Consider the following 22,816-nt stretch of genomic DNA (forward strand, 5'->3'; position numbering starts at 1 on the left):
ATATTATGCGCGAACTTATATTGGGACGCTTGTAACGAAATATACTGGAGCGGAACACTTGTAACGAGGTAGACCGGAGATGAACAAAAAACAGCGTAATAGAAACAAACGAATAGTGGTCGCTCTAATATGCTTTGCTGTGCTTATGGCGCTGAACATTACCGGCAAGCTCAGGGGACTGAACGGTTACGTGCTGTTCATAATCTATTTCATTCCATATCTGATTGTCGGCTGCGATGTAATAGTCAGAGCCGCAAAGAACATTAGCAATGGTCAGGTCTTTGATGAAAATTTTCTGATGATGATTGCGACCTTCGCCGCATTTGGACTGGGTGCTTTCGGCGACGCTCAGTATTCCGAAGCTCTCGCCGTGATGTTGTTCTATCAGATAGGTGAAGCTTTTCAGGATTACGCAGTCGGACAATCCAGGGCGTCTATAACAGAGATGATGGAGATAGCGCCGGAATCCGCGTTTATATTGAATGGAGACAGTGCTGAAGAGGTTTCTCCCGATGATGTTGAGATTGGCAGCATAATCGTTATCAGACCCGGAGATAAGGTGCCGCTTGATGGAGTGGTTATAGATGGAAGCTCCTTCCTTGATACGTCTGCACTCACAGGAGAGTCAGTTCCCAGAAGGGTGTCAGAAGGCGATGATATCATATCCGGCTGTGTGAACGGTGAAGGAACGCTCAAGGTTAAGGTTACCAGGGAGTATGATGATTCCACAGTTGCCAAGATTCTTGAGCTTGTTGAAAATGCAAGCACGAGGAAGGCGGTGCTCGAGAACTTCGTTACGAGGTTTGCGAGAGTATACACACCGATTGTAACCATCGGCGCCGCACTGCTGGCCCTCATACTGCCGCCGGCATTCAACTTATCCTGGGCAGACGGTATCGAAAGAGCCTGCAACTTCCTGATAGTATCTTGCCCATGTGCACTTGTCATATCTGTTCCGTTGGGTTTCTTTGGAGGCATAGGAGCTGCATCTAAGCTGGGAGTGCTCGTCAAGGGAAGTAATTTCCTCGAGGCAGCCGCAAGCCTTGATACTATGGTGTTTGATAAGACGGGAACGCTCACCGAGGGAGAATTCAAGGTATCAAAGGTCGTGCCTGCAGAGGGCGTCAGCAAAGCAGAGCTGCTGGAGCTGGCGGCATATGGTGAGCTGTATGCAACTCATCCAATTGGCAAGTCCATACTTGAAGCCGTGGAAAGCGATAGTCTGGATACGAGCAGATTGAACGATTTGCAGAATATCTCAGGCAAAGGAACGACAGCTGATCTGGATGGGAAGCGTCTGTTGGTCGGAAGTCACAAGCTTATGGCGGAAAATAGCATTTCGAATATCAGCGATGGATATACTGCTGAAGCCGGGACGCTGACATTCGTATCATATGACGGAGTATATAAGGGATACATAGTAATTTCGGATACTGTCAAGGAGAACGCGAAAGAAAGTATAGCTGCTGTCAAGCGCGAGGGCATCCGCAAGACTGTTATGCTGAGCGGAGACAGGCAAGCTGCTGCAGAGACTGTGGCGAAGGAGCTCGGGTTGGATGAGGTTAAGTACGAGCTGCTCCCTGCAGATAAAATCTCTGAGTTAGAGAAACTGATCGGCAATAGGTGTGAGGGCGACGGCAAGCTCGGATATGTGGGTGACGGTATCAACGACGCACCGGTTCTCATGAGAGCCGATGTGGGGATTGCCATGGGCTCGCTCGGATCTGATGCAGCAATCGAAGCAGCGGATATCGTGCTTATGGATGATGATCTCCGCAAGCTTTCATTAATTCTGAGAATTGCACGCAGGACTATGAAAATCGTAAAATCCAACATCGCATTTGCAATCGGTGTCAAGATCATCATACTGATTTTATCAGCGATTGGACTTGCCTCGATGTGGATGGCGGTATTTGGAGATGTAGGTGTCAGCATAATCTGTATCCTCAACTCGATGCGGGTACTTCGGTACAAGCAATAACGATATTTTCATGCACCGTTTGACTTAGCAAATGAAAAGGAATAAAATTAAATCGGTTTTCAATTCATGGGAGTTGAAAACCGATTTTTCTGGGAATCTATAGGGGTGAGATTGTGGAAGCTAAGAAAAGATATAGAACTAAGCAGTACGATGAACTGGTGGAGTACATCTCTTCGATTCCGGGACAGCATTTTACGGTTAACGATCTGTATATGCATTTTGCCGGAAAGGATCAGGCGATTGGTGTCACTACGCTTTACAGACATCTGCAGCGCATGATTGGCGAGGGTATCGTCAGCAAATACGCAGTCGGTACAACCGGGGCGGCCTGTTTCGAATATGTAGGAGGTAACGAGTCCGGTGAGACAGCTAACGCATATCATTGCAAGTGCGAGGGCTGCGGCAAGCTTATTCACGTATACTGCGACAAGATAATGGATATAGAGAAGCACCTCGAGGAGGAGCATGGTTTTAAGGTGGATCCGTTCCGCACGGTTTTCTACGGGCTGTGCGGAGACTGCATGTCCGAAGCGTCTGACAAGTAACAGTGTGTAATGCAGGGTGTTAAGGGAATGAAATCTAATGATATGAGCGACCTTCTCCATGGTAGTATATGGAAGAAGGTTTTAATTTTTGCTTTGCCTCTGGCATTGACCAGCGTGCTACAGCAGCTATTCAGTGCGGCTGACGTAGCGGTACTCGGTACGTTTGTCGGCAAAAACTCCATGGCGGCTGTCGGCAGCAATGCACCGGTCGTCGGACTGATTATCAATTTGTTTGTAGGAATTTCGGTCGGAGCCAACGTAATGCTGTCCAGATTTACCGGCTCAAACGATAAGGCCGGTGTCAGCAGGGCTGCGCATACGGCAATTATACTTGCTGTTATAAGCGGGCTGATTATTGCTGTAGTCGGTAATCTTATCGCGGGGCCAATAGTCAAGATGCTGGAGGTGCCAAGCAACATTGCGCCGCTTTCGATCAGATATTTGAGGATCTATTTCGGCGGTATGCCGTTTATCATGCTGTACAATTTTGAATCGGCGATTTTTAGAAGTCAAGGTGACACCAAGACGCCACTCATATGTCTGGCTACCTCGGGAGTAGTTAACGTGGCTCTCAACCTTTTCTTCGTGCTGGTAGTGGGCATGGATGTCGAGGGAGTTGCAATTGCAACGGTAATCGCTAACGTAATTAGCTCAGGGCTGCTCCTGTGCTTCCTCAGAAACCATGACGGTGCAGTGCGCATTCATCTCAGCAAGCTCAAGCTGGATCGTCGCATCACCTCTACAATCCTTAAAATAGGTATTCCTTCCGGTGTACAAGGTATGGTATTTTCTATATCCAATCTGCTCATCCAGTCGGCTATCAATGGGTTAGGTTCTGATGCAATGGCCGGTGCTACGGCTTCGTTCAATATCGAAATTATGGCGTATTATATTTCAAACGCATTCGGACAGGCAGCTGTTACATTTATCGGTCAGAACCATGGAGCGGGAAACTACAAGCGCTGCAAGGACATCATAAAACAGACTTTAATATTGAACTGGCTGTCGATGATAATATTTGGCGCATTCATGATAATATCCGGAAAAGGCGTACTAGCCATATTCAACAACGATGCATCTGTTATTCAATACGGATATGTAAGACTTACGATACTGATGCTTGCGGAGGTTCTCAACGCCACGATTGAGACGTTGTCAGGTGGTATGAGAGGCTATGGACACTCACTGGGCCCTGCGATAGTGACTCTAATCGGGGTGTGCGGCTTCAGAATAGTGTGGGTATACACGTTCTTTGAAATTGATTCTACATGGTTCAATCTGATGCTGGTCTATCCGGTTAGCTGGGGCTTGACTGCGGTGATGATGACCTTTGTATATTTAAGAACACTCAAGAAGGTATTGCCTAATACGGAGGCATTAGTCTAGAATATATACGGATATAACAAAATTTGCGAAAGGGGATTGTGATGAGACTTCCTGCAGCTATTGATACATTTGCAGATACATATCTGGTGCCGCATGCCGGCGCGATATCCTGGGCAGCGATGCTTGTGATTTTCGTGCTGTTTGGCTATATATGCTATAGGGCTCGTGCAAATAAGCCGCTCAAGGGAATACTGCCTGCGGCTGTAATCATATGGGCGATAGTCCTCGTGCTGCTCACTGTTATCACCTTCGCAAGTGAGGAGGGGTCGTTTTTATTCCTTCGCGTATAGGCTGTGCACGGAAACAATTTCATACAGCAGTTCGAAACCATCCTGCTTTATCAAAACTACGGGTACTGGGAATACGAAAGTAAGCCGGCGTTTTGTTTTACGCCGGTATTTTATTTGTCTGTTAATGCAAAATACAGTGGAATCGGTATTTGATATAACATTTAGAGCGACGTAGCTTCAGAGCTGAGCGTGATACGCGGAATGCGATTAGAACTGAAACCGAGTAAGATGATTTCCGGAAATTGTAGATTAAGAAAGGAGCGTTCGGACTCATACACTCTGAATCCGGACAAAACACACTATGAGTAATGAATTACTGTTGGTCATCACTTTGATTGTAGAATACAGCGCTGTCGTGCTGATGTACAAATATCTGGGCAGGGACGGACTCTACCTGTGGACAGTGCTTGCGACTATAACTGCAAACATTGAAGTTCTTATCCTCGTAAAGGCGTTCGGTATGGAGATGACGCTGGGGAACGTCTTATTTGCGACAACCTTCCTGGTCACTGATATTGCGAGTGAGATATATGGCAAAAAAGACGCACATAAAGCTGTGCACCTCGGTGTTGCGACATCCGTTGCCTTTGTGGTTATAAGTTCGTCGTGGCTTCTGTATTCACCCGGTGCAAGTGACTTTGCATCACCTGCAATCAGAGAAATATTCTCACATACACCAAGGCTGATGTTTGCAAGTCTGGCAGTATATGTAATTGTGCAGTATTTCGACGTATGGCTGTATCATAAGTGGTGGGATTTCACGAACAAGAGATTCGGAGATAAGGAGAAATTCCTGTGGCTCAGAAATAACGGTTCAACGTTATTGTCTCAGCTAGTGAATTCTGCATTATATACAGTATTTGCATTTGCGGGAGTATATGACACCGGGACAGTAATAGCACTTATCTTCTCGACTTACGTCATCTATATCGTGACCAGTCTCTGTGATACCCCGTTTGTATATATATGTAGATTGATAGCGCGTAAGAAGGGTGATGTAGCTGCTTAAAACTATAGCTCAGAGTATTCCTTCCTTAACATATGTTGCAGGAATGGATATGTTTGATTATATATCAAAACCGGAATTACAGGATAATGAGGGTGCTAATGGTGATCCGAACTATCAAGATGATAAATACCACAATCCATTTAATTTCAGTTTTAAATCTGATTTTATTAGAGACAGGGATCAATTGAACGTATATGGTGACATTTCTGTTAACAATAATACTGAGAATGCATCTGTAGGATCACATGCTATTGGCGATAAACTTAATCTTGATTTTTCCGTGAAATTAGACAATCTTAGCAAATGGCAAAATAGCAGGTTGTGGTGGGATATTAATGGACACTCAAAGGGAATGGCATGGAAAACTCATGGAACAGAAGGCTATATAGCTACTGATTCAGAATTAGTATTTGTCCTCAATATACCTAGAGGTATTACAGTTCCTAATGTTAATGATTTGAAGTTTAGAGTTGAAGGTTTAAATTCTCTGAAATTTAAGAAAGCAGAAAGAGTGGGCGATAAACTCATAATTCGGATACATCCTTCGTTAAATGAGAACGGATATTTATCTGCTAGAGACTATTATGCTTACCTAAAAACAATTAGTACTGTAAAAGTGAGTGTTGAAGGGCTTTCGGTCAATAGCAAGGCTGCTGTAAATGAAAATGTAACTATCACTGGAAGTGTTGTGGGAGTACAGGATGAACTTGTAACAGATTCTATGGAAGTTGCAAAGAATAAGGCTGGTGCAGGTTCAGATGATGTAAGAGCAGCTTATTTCTTTGCTGCTAAACAGTCTAATGCAGGAAGAGATGCAGCGGCACCAAAGGATAAGCCTAATTTAATCTCATACACATTTAAGGTAAATAAGGCTGCTGATAATCCAGTTCCGAATAAACCGGCAAAACCTGTAAAGCCGACAAAGCAAAACAGATTGCCGAGGACAGGAGATAATGCAGACTGGTTATTATATGCTGTGTTTCTTGGCGTATCAGGAGCAGTACTTGGCGGCATAGGATATCGGAGAAGAAGAAAAGAGAACTAATATTATTAATCTGTAGTAAATGCGAAAACCGACCTCTCAAGGATTAAAGCTAACCTTGGAGGTCGGTTTTGCGTGTATAAGATAAACCACGTGTACAAGCTATAAGTGGTCGATTCTACTGTATTTGGTTGAATATATAGCGTTCTAAATATACTATTCTATAAGTATCGCGACGAAATCTATGCTTTATTTGATGGATTTACTCCCATATATCGTGTCAATGCCTTGGTGATTATTGTGCCTAGTGCACAACACACGACAGCCTCGACCAGCCCTTGGAATCCTACAAGTGCAACTACAAAGTTCAAGGGATTACTTACCCCCAGAGTATGAACCAGATTCTGAATGTAGCTTGTGTTGTAGAACGCAAGAACAATAAATCCCATGAAGAATAGTGTGTTGAGTAGAGGTGCGCTGATCGATCCGATTGAATATGCTATTGTTTTGCCTTTAACAGCCTTATTAACTGCCATGAAAATAAGACCAACGCACAGACCCATCAATATCCTCATCACAACACAGAGTATAAACGTCTTGACAGGTGCAAACTGAAAGAATGCTCCGGTCATAACGGACGCTCCCGAGATTGCATCCATAAAGCTGACTATTCCAAATACTCCGCCAAGGACGGCTCCTGCAATCGGACCCATAAGAACGGCACCAATTGCAACGGGAAGCGTCAGGAATGACATGTACAGCGGTCCTACAGGTACGCTCCCTAATCCTGTCAGCTTCATGACTATTTCAATAGCCACCAGAAGCGCAAGCTGCGCAAGAAACTTAGAGTTAGATAACTTCTCTCTCATAATAACCTCCTTCTGCCGTTCCACGAGCGGATACAGCGATGAGCTCGGGTTTATCCCGAAGAAATGACAACCGGCGCCAGATGAAACTTCAGGTCTTACAAATACTCTATCGCGCATCAAGGCTGCGACGAGATTATTGCTGTAGTTCATTGTCGCCACATGGGATTATAGCAATTTACATGCACGTTGACAATATATAATCATGCTTACGATTATGCAGATAAGATATATTCCCTGAAATGTAAAACGGAGGTAGATATTAAGAGCAACTGCCGAGAGAACATTTATTGCGAGAGAAGAAAGCTACGGGCGCGAGTGAACCCTTTGCATAATAATCAAATCAAGTATTAATTTTAGAAAGCATCAGACATGTATGTAAAAGATGATTATGGTAATAATTGTGAAAGAATATTGTGAGGAGGTTTTTATGCGATGCGCTATGGATATGTGCGAGTTTCCAGCAGAGATCAGAACATTGCACGTCAGATGTCTGCTATCTCTGATTACGGTATAGAAAAGAAATACATTTTCATCGACAGGGAGTCAGGAAAGGACTTTGAACGAAAAAATTATCGCAGAATGCTGAAGAAACTTAAGGCGGAGGATGAGGTATATGTCAAATCCATAGATCGGTTGGGTCGGAATTATGATGAAATCATTAGGCAGTGGCAGATTATTACGAAGGTGAAGGAAGCACATATTATTGTGATAGATTTCCCTTTGCTGGATACCAGACGCAAGTCAAATGGACTTACCGGGCGGTTTATATCGGATTTGGTACTGCAGATACTTTCATATGTGGCTGAAGTGGAACGGGAAAATATTCATCAAAGACAGAAGGAAGGTATTCGAGAAGCGAAAAAACGGGGTGTTACCTTTGGCAGACCGAAAAAAGAAATCCCGGAAGATTTTACTTTTGTGGCAGAAGAATGGAGAGAGGGAAAAATCAGCCTGCGAGAAGGTGCGAGACTTTTAAGAACAAACCATACATCCTTTGGGCGATGGTTGAAACAGACCGGTTATAAGGAGTAACTGCCGTGGCTTTCATGTATATTACATTTAGCATCCTACAGCATTCAGTCAGTGCTTGTGGACATTAATGTCGGTAGCTTTGTCAAGCAGCAGAAGAAGGAAAGCTGTGAAAAATCTACATTGTTTCAAGTCGACGAGTTAGCAGTACGTTGTTTTCTGTTATCATTAAGAAAAAATTGCAGAACAGCACGGTAATTTGTTAAAAAAGGTAGACTTACTGTTCCGTATTCTGATACGTGCCATTTTCTTAAAAATTCTTAGAAAACGCGATATTTCTTTCATGAATACTCCTACACTTACACTTGTGTAGTCTAACATTACTGTCACAAATAGTCTGATTTTTGTGACAATTCCTATCTTAAACCGATAATAATCCGGAAAGGAAACTCAAGTTATGAAGAAAAAGAGATGGTTTGGGATACTGATGTCATTGTTAATAGGCTTCGGGAGCCTGTTTCAATGTGGAGCTTCATTGATTTATGCAGATGAATTAAGCAATGTGATTACCGGTGCTTCTATTACTGATACGAGTGGGAATCCGATAACCGGCACCATAGCTGCTTGGCATGCATTTCGGATAAATGCTGATTATATCTTACCGAATAATTCAGTGCATGAAGGCGATACAACTACGATTACACTTCCTGTAGGCGTAGTACCGGCATCGCCGAACGCATTTGAGATCAAGGATGGAAGCAACGTTATTGCAACCGGCAGAGTGGTAGACGGTAAGCCGGGCAAAGTCATTTTAACCTACACAAGCTACGTGGAAGGGAAATCCGATATCAGAGGCAAGTTCTTTTTCAATGTTCAGATTGACAACTCTGTTTACACGTCTGCACAACAAATCCCCGTTAATCTGACCGTAAACGGTGAAACGGTTCCTGCCGGAGCTGTTAACTACAAGCTGGGTGAAGCATCGTTACAGCCTGTTATCAAATCGGGCTGGATGTGGAGTCAGGACAGCACAGTCGGCATCTATCAGATAAAGATTAATCAGGAAAATAAAGAGCTGATCAATGCTAAGATAACAGATACGCTTTTAAATCCCGGTGTAACCTATATCCCGGGTACCGTGGAGGTGTTTCAAGGAAAGTGGGAGATGACGCCTTCCGGTGATGATGTGAAGATGACCGACCCTGTAACGGTGACAAGCCAGTATGCTGATAAAATCACGTATAACGGTTCCGGTTTCACTATAAATATCGGTAATTTACCTGCGGGGACGGGGTTGTGGTTCCGTTATCGTGTAAAATTGGCATATCAGCCGATTGCCGGTGAAAAATTCGTTAACAGGGCTACATTTACTAATGACGGAAAGACATATAATCACAGCTCAAGCTATCAGATTTATGAAGCGGGCGGCTCAGGGGAAGGTTATGTTTTTTCGTTGGTAATCAAGAAAACAGATACACAGGGAAACCCTTTGAAAGGGGCGATCTTTGATGTTATACGTGTGCGCTCGGGACAGGTAGTCGGTAGGATTACAAGTGATGAAAAAGGGCAGTGCAGCTTGAAAGATATGCTCAAAGACAAATATATTATTCGCGAGGTAAAAGCTCCGCACGGTTTCATCAAGTCTGCTGATATTGTCGTTGATGCAGAGGATTTCGATTCAGCTACCAAGACGGCTTTAAAGACCATTCCTAATACACCGGAAAATACGAGTGTTGCAGTCACAAAGAAATGGATCGGTAAGGAAGGTGATTCCGCGAAGATTTATTTATATGCGGATGGTGAAAAAGCAGGTGCAGTTACCCTTAATAAGAGCAACAGCTGGCAGCATACCTTTGTCAATCTTAAAAAATATAATGATGGCAGAGAGATCGTGTATACCGTTAAGGAGGAAAGGCTTCCGGGATATACAACATCTATAACAGGTGATGCAGAGGCCGGATTTATTGTTACCAATACTGAAGATGCATGGGAGACGCCAAAGACACCGAAACCGAATAATTCAAATACTGTAAAAATAACGGCAACGCATGTGCCGAAGACAGGAGACAGCAGTAATATTTTGCTTTACGGAGCGGCATTACTGGGTTCAATCGCAGTCATTGCATTCAGTCTGTGGAGAAGAAAACAGTCTTGAGTTTGAGCCGCCGATGAAGGTTGTTGTTGAACAAATGTACTCCTTGCGGACGATAGAAATTTAAAAAGATCGACAACCGGCAGCTGTGCTACCGGTTGTTTTTTATGTGCCGTATCATAAAATGCGACGCTTATCCTCTGTCTCTGCATGCTGTGAATGATTGGGGCGGATTCATTTACAGCACGGCAGATACACATTGCTGAGGTTTGCTATTGGCGTTTATCCCTTTACCGGTATGGTGATCAATGTGTTGACATGATGTCAATCATTGCGTATAATGACAACTGACATGACGTCAGTAAATATATGCGCAGCTGAGTACAAGGAGAGGATATGGCAAGAGAAACGCAGACGCTGATAGCGGCACGAAGAGAAGAAATCATTAATGCCTGTGAGCGCTTATATCAGACGATAAGTTTTCGGGAAATCACGTTGAAGGAGATCGGGAATGTAACATCCTTCTCGAGACCTACTATTTACAATTATTTCGAGACTAAGGAAGAGATTTTTCTCGCTCTGTTTGCACGGGAGTACCTTCGTTGGAATGAAGTGCTTATCCGAATTTTGAACGAGAATGACAGTCTGACCGGAAACGAGCTTTCCGCAAAGATAGCGGATTCGTTAAGTGATAGAGTTCAGCTGTTGAAATTATTGTCTATGAATAACTATGACATGGAAGCGAACAGCCGCCCCGAATTGCTCACATCTTTTAAAAAGGCATATGGAGAATCGCTGCGGACTGTGAGATGTATCCTGCACAAGTTCTGCCCCGATATGAGTTCTGATGACATACAGGATTTTATCTATGTGTTTTTCCCGTTCATGTTCGGCATCTACCCGTATACATCGGCTACGGAGAAGCAGAAAGTGGCGATGAGGAAAGCGGGTGTCGATTATGTAGATAATACAATTTATGAGATTACTTATGCTTGCCTGATCAGACTTCTGGGAGAGGATTAATTGTAACAAGTGATTGTTCGTTAAATCCTCAAATCCATGACAGATTTAACGAATTTGATATTTATGTAGAAGGAGGTCAATAAATAGAAAAGAAAATTTTAGTGGCATGCTTTTCAGCGAGCGGTGTGACAAAGCGTATCGGTGAGGAGCTTGCCGGCATTACAGGAGCGGATTTCTTTGAGATTGTACCCGAGGAGATATACACAGCGGACGATCTGAATTGGACCAACAGACAGAGCCGCAGTTCACTGGAAATAAAGGATCCGAACTCAAGGCCGAGAATTGCAGCTAAAGTTGCGGATATGACTTCCTACGATGCTGTAATCATAGGCTTTCCGATATGGTGGGGTGTGGCTCCACGTATTATTGAGACTTTTCTTGAAAGCTATGACTTTGGCGGAAAGGTCATCGCTCCGTTCTGCACATCAGGCGGCAGCGGTGTGGGAAGAAGCGACACGGAGCTTCATAAAAATGTCGGTGGCGAGGTGAAGTGGTTGTAAGGAAAGCTGTTGAATCATCCGAACGAAACAGAAATCAAAGGCTGGCTTGAGGATATACTGTAAGTGATTATGAGGAGAACGCCTGTATGAATGTAAAGGAAAAGAGAGTTGAACTGATTGAACTGTTTTACGATCTAATCTATGTCTATGCTATTTCAAGATTGACACTTTTAATCGAAGAGCCGGTGAGAGGTATCATTCCGATGGCCGGATTCCTTCGGTATATTATTATCTGCTTTGTAATTCTGTAGGCGTGGCTTTACCTGACGAACTATGTAAACCGTTACGGTAGATGGAAGTGGTATGAATATGCCTTGACAGCGGTCAATATGACTGCCACAGTCTATATGACCAATACAATTTCGGCACAGTGGAACGAAATGTCACTTACCTTTAACTTAGCTATGCTGGTGATGCTGCTGTGTGTGGCGGCGCTGTATTATATCCAAACAAGGTTGAAGCGACAGGATATTGGAGCGGCGAAAAACTCGCTGATCATTCTCGCTTTAGATTGTCTGCTATATTTTGCTGCGTTCCTGGCATCTTGCTTTAGTGCGGATCGGGCGGTCATTTGGTTGGACACGATTGCAGTACTTGTTGGTGCTTTCCTGCCTTTTTTCATCCGTGGTAAATTCAATATCAGTATCATCAGCTTTCCTCACCTGGTGGAACGCTTTGAACTTATTACCATAATCACCTTTGGCGAGGGAGTAGTAGGGATGACGGATTTCTTTGATGCAAAAATTTTTTCTCTGCGCCCGATTCTCGTTTTTGCCGTGATTCTTGTGCTGTTTGGCTGTTATGTGACGCAGATCCATTATCTTTGCAATCATCATAGGACGGACAGAGCATTACGGCTGATGTTTAGTCATTACTTTATTGTAATCTCTGTCAATCTTATTACGGTCGGGTTCAAATTTTTGGATAACCGAGAGGCGGGTAGAATGTTTACGATGGTGCTCATGACAGCGGCATTGATACTGTTTTTTGCTTCAGTCTTTGCGAATAGTGTCTATTACCACGACCGTTTTTCGCTTACCGTTGTGGATGTCGCCCTGTCTGTCGGATCTCTGGTGACAGGTGCGGCAGCTGCGTATATGTTCAGGAACAGCATCTACGGATTTTTGATCGGAATACTGGTTGCAGTGTCCGGTAATTTCGGAATGTTGATTTATAAGTATAAGGATGGTGCGGTACATAATGAAGAATTTTGATGATATCCGATGCACTGATTTTCACACGCATCCAGTGACAGATGTTTTTCGGACGGCAATTTCGGAGCTGGGTATTGACCCTGTCGAGGAGGACGGTTTCCCGCTTCCGGCGTGGAGTGTGGAAGAACATATTGATTTTATGGAGAAAGCGGGTATCGATTATGCCGTTCTCTCTGCGCCTGTGCCGCATATTTATAACGGTGATAATGATAAGGCCAGGATGGCGGCAAGAAAGATCAATGAAGATATTGCTGATTTAGTCAGAAACAATGCAGATAAATTTTGCTTTGTCGGCATTGCACCGCTGCCTGATGTAAGCGGGGCAATAGAGGAAACCTCCTACGCGATGGATGAGCTTGGTGCTGTCGGTATGAAGACGGCTACGAATATGGGCGGTGTTTATCTCGGAGACAAGCTGTTTGATCCGCTGATGGATGAATGGAACCGGCGAGGCTCGCTTGTAATCATACATCCGTGCAGAGCGAGATTGAGACCGGAAAACGTTATTACGGGAAAAGTAGCGGCAATCTATGAATATCCGGCAGACACCACAAGAGCTGTGTTAAATATGATTGCAAACCGTACCATGACGCGGTTTCCGAACATCAGGTGGCTTGTACCGCACTGTGGTGCATTCTTGCCTTATATGCTATCACGGTTTATCGGTGTTTCCGGTATCCTTTCTTCAATGGGGATGATGGAAACAGTTGATGTTAAGTCGGAATTTGAAAAATTGTATTTTGATATTGCCGGTGATCCGGAACCGGAGCAGCTGGCGATGCTCAGAATGGCAGCAGATGACAGTCATATCGTGTACGGTACTGACTATCCTCATTCTCCCGCAGGTGTAATAATTACAAAGAAAGCTCACTTGGATAAAAATCACGATTATGACAGAATCCGAGAGCAGATATATAAGACAAATGCGGCAACGTTATTATAGTAAACGGAGGTGTAAAGATGGAAATCACTATGAATTTGTACTATAGTGGAGTGGGTGGAAGGGCACGAATGTTCGTGGAAGAAATGGAAAGCTCCGGGGTTGCAGATGCAATCAGAAATGAGGACGGGAACCTGAGATATGAGTATTTTCTATCGTTGGACGATCCTGAAACCGTCCTGCTCATCGATAGCTGGAGAGATCAGACGACCTTGGATGCTCATCACGGATCTGAGATGATGGAACAGATATCAGCTCTGCGCGAAAAATATGACCTTCATATGCGCGCGGAACGATATGTAAATGACGAAAGCGGTATGCCCGATAAGGATAACAGCTTTATTAGAAAATAGGAGGGAATATGTATAACGAAACAGTAAAATTAGTGAATGAAGTTGAGGTGCCAAGATTGGCGCTCGGAACATGGTTGATTGATGATGACAAGGCGGCAGATGCTGTCAGGGCAGCTATAAAGCTTGGTTACCGCCACATTGATACAGCGCAGGCATATGGAAATGAAAAAGGTGTTGGCGAAGGAGTGCGTGCGAGTGGGGTAGATAGAAAAGAAATTTTTATCAACTCCAAGGTAGCTGCTGAACACAAGACATATGAAGAGGCTGCCGCCGGAATAAACAAAACTCTCGCAACGATGGGGCTTGACTATATCGATATGATGATTATCCATTCTCCTCAGCCGTGGACTGAGGTCAACCAGTCTGATAATCGCTATATCGAAGGAAACAGAGAAGCATGGAGAGCCCTGGAGGATGCCTATAAGGCCGGCAGGATTAGAGCTATCGGAGTCTCAAACTTCATAAGAGAAGACATTGACAATCTTTGGGAAGGCTGTGAGATCAAACCCATGGTAAATCAGGTGCTTTGCCATATCTCCAACACTCCCCTGGACCTTATTGAATATTGCCAGTCGAAGGGTATCATAATGGAGGCCTATTCTCCGGTAGCCCATGGAGAAGCTATGAAGAATGAAAAGATTGCAGAGATGGCTGATAAATACGGTGTAAGCATTCCACAGCTGTGCATTCGTTACGATATTCAGCTGGGCATGGTTGTGCTTCCTAAAACTGCAAATCCTGAGCATATGAAAACAAATGCGGATGTGGATTTTGTTATTTCCGATGAGGATATGGAACTCCTCAAGAATGTAGAGAAGATTGAAAGTTATGGCGAACACGGATTTTCCCCTGTATTCGGAGGAAGACTATAATAGATACGTAAAACAACGGCAGTTCTGCAAAGCTGCATTAAATGAATTCCGGCACATAACAATCACATAACAATATACTATCCTGAAACAGCTCTGATATCTGTTATGCCAAGGTGGAGCTGTTGTTTGCAAACAAAAAGAGCCTATTTTGTGCACCCGATACACTTGATAGGCTTTTATTTTTTATAACCGGTAATTCACACTATAAAATAGTCCTATAATACATTGACATGATGATTGTCATTTCTACATCCTGACCTGTAATTCCGCCGATAGGTATAATATCATCAATTGTATGTATTAAGATTTATATGCAGAATGACGAATATTTCGTACTTTTGTGATGAATTATCGTGTGTCGATATGAATTGACTTGAAAAAGCTTTCATTTATGTTATTCTATAAAAGTATAATTGTGCATTATGAGTTGTTTAATGAGTGTTGTCATTCTCCGAGCTCCGGTTACTGATTTTTTATCGATTATAGCATCGGGACTTGACGTGGTGCGAGAAATTTCGTGTCAGCTCAACGACTTATAGCAGTATAACTTTATAAGGAGGAATGAACATATGACAAAGAAGTACGGGAGGCAGCTGCTGACAATCTTCTTAGCGATGATTATCGTCACAGGCACGTTGCTGCCTCAGTCGTTGTCGACTGTAAATGCAGATTCCGTCGGAAAGATTTGGATAGGAACAAACGAGACTACAACATATCCGACAATTAACGCCGCTGTGAATGCCGCTTCTGAAGGTGACGTTATTCACATAAGCGGAACCTTTGACAACGGTGCCGCCGCTGTTAAGAATTCCACAGTCAATAAGCCTGTTACACTTGATATTGCAGGGAATACTACGATAACGGGAGACGGCAGTGCTAACGGAATAACACTTTCAAACAAAGCAAAGCTTCAGGCGGGCGGCAACATCCTTAGGATGAGCAAGTTTAAGACTGCACTGACAGTTCAGGCCGGTTCATCTGTAAATGACGGCATATATAATCTTGATGGAAACGAAATAGGGTTTTCGCTTGATAAATACGCAAAGCTCGAGGGGACTGCAAGAGACAAGCTCAAAGTATCCGCTATGGAAAGCACCGGCAAGGGTTTTTCTTATACGACAGACTCAAGGTTTATCAGGTGCAATGTTACTGTTCAGGCTAAGAATGAATTGAGCGAGCAGTACGCAGGTCTTTATATGACGGACTCTTCTTTGACGACCAGAGGTGTGTGGTACTATTTTGACCCGGCCGGAGGTAATGGCGGAGTTCATCTGGATCATTCGGATTTCTACGTATATAAGGCAAAGGGATCCAGCAACTATAGGCAGTGCTTTTCATTACTCGGAGGTGAATCCGAGCTGAAGAACGGATCGACGATGACCGGTGACGGTTCGCGAATTACCGTATCGGCAAAGCTTACCGTTAATGACTCAAAGGTTGTAATCAAGAACAGCTCTGATGGCGGATTGAATATCAATTACAAGCCGGGTGAGGTTGTGTTTAACGATTCGACTCTTGAGACGACAAATATGAGATATACACCTTCATATGGAACAGGTCAGTCTAACGGTCCGTGCTATCTGACATTTACAGGCAGCTCTGTAGTAAATACTGACGCTAAAGATAAGACTGCAGATAACGGCGGTGCCAATCGCGGCACCGGCAGTACATATGTGGTTACCGGCGGATCGTTCCTGGTGGCTTATGACAAGACCTATAACTATGATGTTACAACACCTACTAACGGTACTGCTAACGGGAATGAGTGGCTCTCGCTCTTTACTCTTGCCGATACCTCGGTAAATGTACTGAATCCTATCAATAAGGATGGTAAGACATATGAGTATAAGGTGGCGAAGGCTTCGCGCGACGGCAAGAAGCACGTGTGGACACCGGCTGCCAAGGTTACATTCTCGCTTAATAACAGTAATGCAAAATTTGATGATAACACTACGGCTCCAAAGACCGTAGAGACAATTCGCGGATACAAGCCGGACGATGTTACAGGAAACACCGATCCAGGAACACCTAAGGACTCTAAGGGTATTAAATTCCTCGGTTGGTTCTACAAGGATGCTGCCGGTAAGGAGCATTCATTTGATTGGAACGACAAGGTTTCTGAGAACCGTGACGTATATGCCAAGTGGGATGCAAAGAGCATCGTATATCACAACGGAAAGTCCGTTAAGTATCTTGTGAGTGTTGATAACGCGGTCAACGAAGCTGCAGCATTGGGATATGAAGATGTTGTTAAGGCGGAGCCGAACTTTAAGGTTAACGGCAAGTCATTTAAGTACTGGACGAAGAGTGCAAACGGTCAGGGTCAAAAGTATCAGAAAGGCGACAAATTAAGCTTTGATGCCAATACCAAAAATATCGATTTGTATGCGCAATATGACAATGATCAGTACAAAGTATCGTTTTCAGCAAACGGCGGCAGCTTTGCAGATAATTCCGTATATAAGACTAATCCGGATGTCTTTGATATTGTGAAGGATGCCAATGGCGGAGAGGTCGCGGTGCTGAAGAAGAAGGCGGAGTATGGTCAGAAGCTTCGTGAGCTGCTCAACGGATTTGACTATAATAAGCTCAAGCCGGATACCAACGCTAAGAAACCGGGATATCTGATTGCGGATAATACAAACTGGAATGCGGAGCGCAGCGGCAAGGGAAAGGATCTGCGTTTTGATGATCATTCAGTATGGATTTTCCCTGTGAGCGGCGATAATCCGGAGATTACGGATGATACCACGTATTACCTCAAGTGGAAGAAGGATCCGTCCGTGCAGGAGATTAAAGCAGATGAGGAGCTTCCTGCGGATATTTGGGGAAATTCTGCCGATAGAAGTGCAAAGCCCGAAGTCGTTCACGAGGGTGACAAGCTTAATCTTACAGGTGCGGTGGATATTTCTTCGATTCGCGGCAAGATGAAGGCTATAGAGGGCATGTTCCCTGATGCAGCCGCTCATCCTGAATCTCTCAAGCTGACTGATCCGCAGTCGACATTCACGGCTACCTTGACAGTGCCTGAGGGTATAAAGCTTCCCGACAATCCTGAGATTGAGGCTAAGGGGCTCGGAGATGCATTTGAACTGGGTGATACTTCGGTAAACGGTAACACGATCAAAGTGCAATTCCGTCTCAAAGCAGGTATAACCGATTATAAGAGGCTTCAGGCGGCAATCGATTCCGTCGGAGTTGACTCACCATTGGCGAACGGTAATACCATATCGCTGACAGTCAAGGGACTGAGCCTGGATGGGAACAAGGCGGCAGACGGACAAAAGCTCGCTGTCAAGGGTGTAGTAAACGGGGATTTCTCCGCAGTTGCGACATCCGCGGCAGGCACAAGCAAGCTGTTCAACTTCACATGGAAGGGTGTACAGGCGCCTTTCGGTAAGGATGATCAGCTTACCGCTGCAGACAAGACAATTCAATATACATTTATTGCATCCAAGCCTAAGCTGATGACACTGACAGGGGATATACTGACCAGTAAAAACGGAAGCGCCAAGGATACTGAGAATGACAAGCTGTATAGAGTAGAGTCGGGAGATTCCGTAACGTATACCGGCAGACTTAATGTGGAGCCTATCAAGCATCACATAGAAGAATTGAAAAACGGATATCAGGGAGATGCAAATACGATTGCAACCGAAGATGTGAAGAGTACCTTTACTGCCACTCTGACTATGCCGGAGGGACTTGATATACCGAACAATCCTGTGGCTAAACTTACGGATAATGATCTATTCAAAATCACTGAGGTTAAGAAGAATGGACGCAAGATCGTTGTAACTATGAAGCTCAAGAAGAGCTATGATAAATTTATCGATCTTTATAACGATGTCAAATCTGTGCCGGCTGAGCTGGATGTGGATATACCGGGAATTGTGGTTAAGGACGGCATGCCAAACGGTACCCTTATGACAGTCAAGGGAACGGCTGAAGGTTCATTTACAGGAACAGCTGTCAGTGCAAGCGGGACAGTGAAGCCTTATAATTTTGCTTGGAATGCTGAGCAGAGTGAAGCGGGCAGAGACTTCCTTCTCAAGAACGAGCCTGCAAATAAGACTATTCAGCACACCTCTCAGCTGATGAATCCTATACTTATTCAGAAGGATGATAAGCTTGACGGAGATCTTCTCATAGGTGAGGATACAGAGCATACGGCAATACATGGTGTTAAGGCCGGCGAAGCTTTGACATACACAGGAAGACTAAATATCAGTCCGATCAAGAAGCAGATTAGTGATCTCAAGGATAGCTATGGCGGTAATGCAAACACCATCATTACTAAAGATATCAAGAGCACGTTTACTGCAGAATTGACCGTACCTAACGATCTTAATCTTGCAGACAATCCGGCGGCAACACTTTCCGATAACGGACTGTTTACAGTAAAGAAAGTCGAGAAGGTGGGGAATAAGGTTATAGTTACTATGACCTTGAAGAAGGATTATAATCGATTCATCGATCTGTATAATGATGTGACAGCGGTTCCTGACAGGCTGGATCTTGATCTCACAGGCGTCTCTGTAAAGAAGGATGCTGTTGCGGGTGCGAGGTATACTGTTGAAGGTGTTGTTAAAGGAGTCTTCTCTGGAAAAGCAACTACCGAAGCCGGAAATTCACAGATTTACGATTTTAAGTGGACGGCTGTGCAGACCGATGCCGGCAGGGATTTCACGCAGCCTGCTTCGGAGCCGGATGCGATTCGCTATACCGTAGAGGTGGAGAAGAAACCGACTGTTGAGCCGGGCGATAATCCCGGCGGCAATAAGCCGAAGCCTATAACTAAGGTTAAAAGGCCTAAGACAGGTGATGAGAGTAATGTTAAAGTGATGGTCGCATTACTCTTGGCAGCAGTGGTTGCAATTGCTGTGATTGTGGTGTACAGACGCAAACACAAATAACGAATAGAATTAAAGTATGAAGTCGGCGGCATATGCTGTCGGCTTTTTTTCTGTGGTGAGTTTTATGGTTGGATAGCTGTCATAAAATGTGAAATTTTTTAGACATATTACAAATAGTGACTATTTCGGAATTACGCAATGCCGATGTATTCGCATTTTGCGAATGCAGATAAGGAAAAAGCTAATCGACAAAATTTACGCTATCAAGTAGACTAATCTTACATATATTTATATTTAAGATTAGAAGCAGCGCATTAGTATAAATCAGTATATTAGCTTGCAGAACCAACGTCAGAAGCTTGACAAATGCGTATCGTACAGATAAAAAAGGTGTAAAAAATGAATTTGACACAGATAAAATATTTTCAGGCAGTCTGTGAATATGGAACTATTGCAGAAGCCTCAAAAAGGATCCATATTTCGCCTTCAACCATATCGGCGACAATCAAGCTGTTGGAGGAAGAGTATGGGTTGATACTGTTTCGGAGGACCAGAGGCGGTATGGAGCAAACGAATGCAGGACGAAGACTGTGCGAGCTGTCAAAGGGACTGATGAAGAGCATTGACCGCATCGACATGATAATGAAAGATGAAAGTGGTGGAAGCAGATGCCTGAGGATAGGGATCCCCCCTATGGTCAGTATTATTATCCTCCCGAACATCTTGTCGCAGTTTGGTAAAGAACATCCGGACGTTCATTTGCAGGTGGATACGAACGGAAGAGAAGAGGTCTTCAGGAAGCTTTCTGATGGGGATCTGGATGTTGCGATTCTGCCTGTAAATGGAGAGCTGGAATCTGTGTATCACCGGAAAAGAATCGGTTCCGTAGAGATATGTGCAATAGTAGCCGAGGATTCTATTTCTGAGATAAAAGCCTTTGATGTTGAACATCTGTCGAAACAGAAGCTGGTATTGTTTAAGGATGATTTTTTGCATAAAGAGCTGTTACTTGAACGGTTTGAAAAGGCGCGAAGAAAGCCTGATATTCTAATGCAGACATCACAGCTGTCGACAATTCTTCGTCTGGTTCAGGCCGGAGAAGGTACAGGCTTCGTGGTTCGTGAAATCGTAGAAAACTGGATGCCTGTAAAGACCGTTCCTCTGGAACCGGCGATGAGTTTGGATATTTGCATGATCTGGCGGGATGATGATTTTATGTTTCAGACAATGCAGGATTTTATCCTGATGATGGAGAAAATGTCTTTCAGAGAATTTTAGAAGATCGGGAGGATACAATAATTAACCGTTGAACCGGAGTTTCTATATCTGAAGGGTACGAATTGATATACTTATTGATTACTATACAAATAACGAAGGGAGCTGCATTTATGACGACTAAAGCGACAAATTCTCCAAAGGGAGAAAATAAATCCACGCATAAGATTGGCTTTTTTGGCTTCTTTGCGATCACGGCATCGATGGTAATGACGGTATACGAATACCCGTCATTTGCAACATCAGGGTTTCAACTGGTGTTTTTTCTAATTGTTGGAGGCGTTCTCTGGTTTTTACCGGTAGCTCTATGCTCCGCAGAAATGGCAACGGTGGAAGGCTGGGAATCCGGCGGTATTTATTCATGGGTGGGAAATACACTTGGCTCACGCTGGGGATTTTCGGCCTTGTTCTTTCAGTGGTTTCAGGTAACAGTCGGATTCGTAACCATGGCATTTTTTATACTGGCGGCGCTTGCATATGTATTTAAGGTTGACGCTTTGTATAATAATCCGCTTGTAATGTTCTTCGGTGTGGCAATCATAGTTTGGGGACTTACGTTTACACAGCTTGGAGGAACAAAATATACTGAGCGCATTTCAAAGATCGGTTTTATCGGAGGAATCGTAATTCCGGTGATCATCCTGCTTATCGGGTTGATCGTATATTTCAGAACCGGTGGAGTTCCCGAGATTACAATGAACTCAAAAACATTGATACCGGATTTTTCGAATGTTGATACGCTTGTGATCTTCGCATCGTTCATTCTCGCTTATATGGGGGTGGAGGCTTCCGCATCTCATGTTAATGAATTGAAAAATCCGACAAAAACATATCCGAGTGTCATGATTGCACTGACGGTAATGACCATCGTACTTGACGCGCTGGGTGGGCTGGCTATAGCAACAACACTTCCTTCAAGGATCTTGGAGGGGAACTTGTCTTACGGTGTTATAGAGGCTTTTAAAGCCATCTTTATTACACATCTCGGTTCCCGGTTCAGCTGGCTTGTTTGGGTAGTGGCAGTATTGTTGGCACTGGGGGTATTAGCTGAAATTTCTTCATGGATCGTCGGGCCGTCAAGAGCACTTCTGGAAGCGGCTGATGATGGAATTATACCGCCGTCACTTGCAAAAACGAATAGACGAGGGGTTTCTGTAAAAATCGTTGTTATCCAGGCAATCATCGTAACGATATGGGATGCTGTTCTATGCGGATCCATAGCGCTTGCCGGCGGATCGGATTCTTCGGTCGGATATCTGACGGCAATCGGCCTTACTGTGGTGATTTATTTAGTAGGATATATACTGTTTTTCTTAGGTTATTTTGTTCTGGTATTAAAGAAGCAAAACTTGAAGCGTGAATTTCATGTGCCGGGAGGACAGGCGTTCAAGCTTACCGTTGCGGCAGTCGGTATGTTGATGACAATCGCCACTCTTATAATTTCGTTTTTTCCGTCATCCAAACTGACGTCTGCAGATAACAGAATCTATCAGATCATCCTTGTGATATGCTTTGCTGTTTCCGTAACGATTCCTCTGGTTGTTTATGCGAACCGGCACAGATGGGATTCAAAATCCGACAAAGATGTGAAAGCAAATACGAAGAAAAGTTAAATAGTGATAGTTTTAAGTGCCAGACGGACTTAATGAACTGGGAGCAA

19 protein-coding genes are annotated in these 22,816 nt (G+C 44.0%); 18 read left to right on the forward strand and 1 reads right to left on the reverse strand.

The window, feature by feature from the left end; all coding sequences use genetic code 11:
* Window positions 1–79: 79 nt before the first annotated feature.
* The 6 genes from HMPREF0581_RS04285 (at window position 80) to HMPREF0581_RS04310 (ending at window position 6,256) form a co-directional block, all read left to right on the forward strand.
* Window positions 80–1,981: a heavy metal translocating P-type ATPase gene (locus HMPREF0581_RS04285; RefSeq protein WP_009644305.1), complete on the forward strand. Its 1,902-nt coding sequence runs from the start codon at window positions 80–82 to the stop codon at window positions 1,979–1,981.
* A 113-nt stretch (window positions 1,982–2,094) separates the two neighbouring features.
* Window positions 2,095–2,526: a Fur family transcriptional regulator gene (locus HMPREF0581_RS04290; RefSeq protein ID WP_009644357.1), complete on the forward strand. Its 432-nt coding sequence runs from the start codon at window positions 2,095–2,097 to the stop codon at window positions 2,524–2,526.
* Between the two features lie 27 nt (window positions 2,527–2,553).
* Window positions 2,554–3,912, forward strand: a complete 1,359-nt coding sequence (locus tag HMPREF0581_RS04295) for an MATE family efflux transporter (RefSeq protein WP_009644292.1) — start codon at window positions 2,554–2,556, stop codon at window positions 3,910–3,912.
* A gap of 41 nt (window positions 3,913–3,953) precedes the next feature.
* Complete coding sequence (locus HMPREF0581_RS04300) at window positions 3,954–4,202, forward strand: hypothetical protein (RefSeq protein WP_036380668.1); 249 nt, start codon at window positions 3,954–3,956, stop codon at window positions 4,200–4,202.
* A 301-nt stretch (window positions 4,203–4,503) separates the two neighbouring features.
* Complete coding sequence (locus tag HMPREF0581_RS04305) at window positions 4,504–5,211, forward strand: queuosine precursor transporter (protein WP_009644350.1); 708 nt, start codon at window positions 4,504–4,506, stop codon at window positions 5,209–5,211.
* 49 nt (window positions 5,212–5,260) lie between these two features.
* Window positions 5,261–6,256 (forward strand): LPXTG cell wall anchor domain-containing protein, encoded by a 996-nt coding sequence (locus HMPREF0581_RS04310; RefSeq protein ID WP_009644270.1) that lies wholly within the window; start codon window positions 5,261–5,263, stop codon window positions 6,254–6,256.
* A 179-nt stretch (window positions 6,257–6,435) separates the two neighbouring features.
* Here HMPREF0581_RS04310 and HMPREF0581_RS04315 read toward each other — a convergent pair whose 3' ends face one another.
* Window positions 6,436–7,212 carry an ECF transporter S component gene (locus HMPREF0581_RS04315; protein WP_009644364.1) on the reverse strand — a complete coding sequence of 259 codons (777 nt, stop codon included), beginning with the start codon at window positions 7,210–7,212 and terminating at the stop codon, window positions 6,436–6,438.
* A gap of 282 nt (window positions 7,213–7,494) precedes the next feature.
* Between HMPREF0581_RS04315 and HMPREF0581_RS04320 the strand changes: the two genes are divergently transcribed.
* The 12 genes from HMPREF0581_RS04320 (at window position 7,495) to HMPREF0581_RS04375 (ending at window position 22,769) form a co-directional block, all read left to right on the forward strand.
* A complete protein-coding gene (locus HMPREF0581_RS04320; RefSeq protein ID WP_009644349.1) occupies window positions 7,495–8,094 on the forward strand; it encodes a recombinase family protein in 600 nt (199 codons plus the stop codon).
* Window positions 8,095–8,488: 394 nt separating this feature from the next.
* A complete protein-coding gene (locus HMPREF0581_RS04325; RefSeq protein WP_009644288.1) occupies window positions 8,489–10,186 on the forward strand; it encodes an Ig-like domain-containing protein in 1,698 nt (565 codons plus the stop codon).
* A gap of 333 nt (window positions 10,187–10,519) precedes the next feature.
* Complete coding sequence (locus tag HMPREF0581_RS04330; protein WP_009644369.1) at window positions 10,520–11,146, forward strand: TetR family transcriptional regulator; 627 nt, start codon at window positions 10,520–10,522, stop codon at window positions 11,144–11,146.
* A gap of 101 nt (window positions 11,147–11,247) precedes the next feature.
* On the forward strand, window positions 11,248–11,646 hold the full coding sequence (locus HMPREF0581_RS04335; RefSeq protein WP_009644317.1) for a flavodoxin: 399 nt from the start codon (window positions 11,248–11,250) through the stop codon (window positions 11,644–11,646).
* A gap of 86 nt (window positions 11,647–11,732) precedes the next feature.
* Window positions 11,733–11,897, forward strand: coding sequence for a membrane protein (locus tag HMPREF0581_RS04340; RefSeq protein WP_009644280.1), 165 nt, complete (start codon window positions 11,733–11,735; stop codon window positions 11,895–11,897).
* Between the two features lie 12 nt (window positions 11,898–11,909).
* Window positions 11,910–12,860 (forward strand): low temperature requirement protein A, encoded by a 951-nt coding sequence (locus HMPREF0581_RS04345; RefSeq protein WP_083844339.1) that lies wholly within the window; start codon window positions 11,910–11,912, stop codon window positions 12,858–12,860.
* The gene (locus HMPREF0581_RS08525; protein WP_009644229.1) at window positions 12,847–13,803 is read left to right on the forward strand and encodes an amidohydrolase family protein; all 957 of its coding nucleotides are present in this window, start codon (window positions 12,847–12,849) and stop codon (window positions 13,801–13,803) included. Before HMPREF0581_RS04345 ends, HMPREF0581_RS08525 begins: the two co-directional genes overlap by 14 nt.
* A gap of 17 nt (window positions 13,804–13,820) precedes the next feature.
* Window positions 13,821–14,153, forward strand: coding sequence for a putative quinol monooxygenase (locus HMPREF0581_RS04355; RefSeq protein WP_009644268.1), 333 nt, complete (start codon window positions 13,821–13,823; stop codon window positions 14,151–14,153).
* Between the two features lie 8 nt (window positions 14,154–14,161).
* Entirely contained in the window at window positions 14,162–15,025 is an 864-nt protein-coding gene (locus HMPREF0581_RS04360) for an aldo/keto reductase (protein WP_009644342.1), read from the forward strand.
* 569 nt (window positions 15,026–15,594) lie between these two features.
* Window positions 15,595–19,941 (forward strand): InlB B-repeat-containing protein, encoded by a 4,347-nt coding sequence (locus HMPREF0581_RS04365; RefSeq protein ID WP_051426931.1) that lies wholly within the window; start codon window positions 15,595–15,597, stop codon window positions 19,939–19,941.
* 339 nt (window positions 19,942–20,280) lie between these two features.
* Window positions 20,281–21,159 carry a LysR family transcriptional regulator gene (locus tag HMPREF0581_RS04370; RefSeq protein ID WP_009644334.1) on the forward strand — a complete coding sequence of 293 codons (879 nt, stop codon included), beginning with the start codon at window positions 20,281–20,283 and terminating at the stop codon, window positions 21,157–21,159.
* Between the two features lie 110 nt (window positions 21,160–21,269).
* Window positions 21,270–22,769, forward strand: coding sequence for an amino acid permease (locus HMPREF0581_RS04375; protein WP_009644359.1), 1,500 nt, complete (start codon window positions 21,270–21,272; stop codon window positions 22,767–22,769).
* Window positions 22,770–22,816: the final 47 nt, after the last annotated feature.

Origin of the sequence: Mogibacterium timidum ATCC 33093, assembly GCF_000525775.1 — a bacterium.
In the GTDB taxonomy this organism is placed as follows: domain Bacteria; phylum Bacillota; class Clostridia; order Peptostreptococcales; family Anaerovoracaceae; genus Mogibacterium; species Mogibacterium timidum.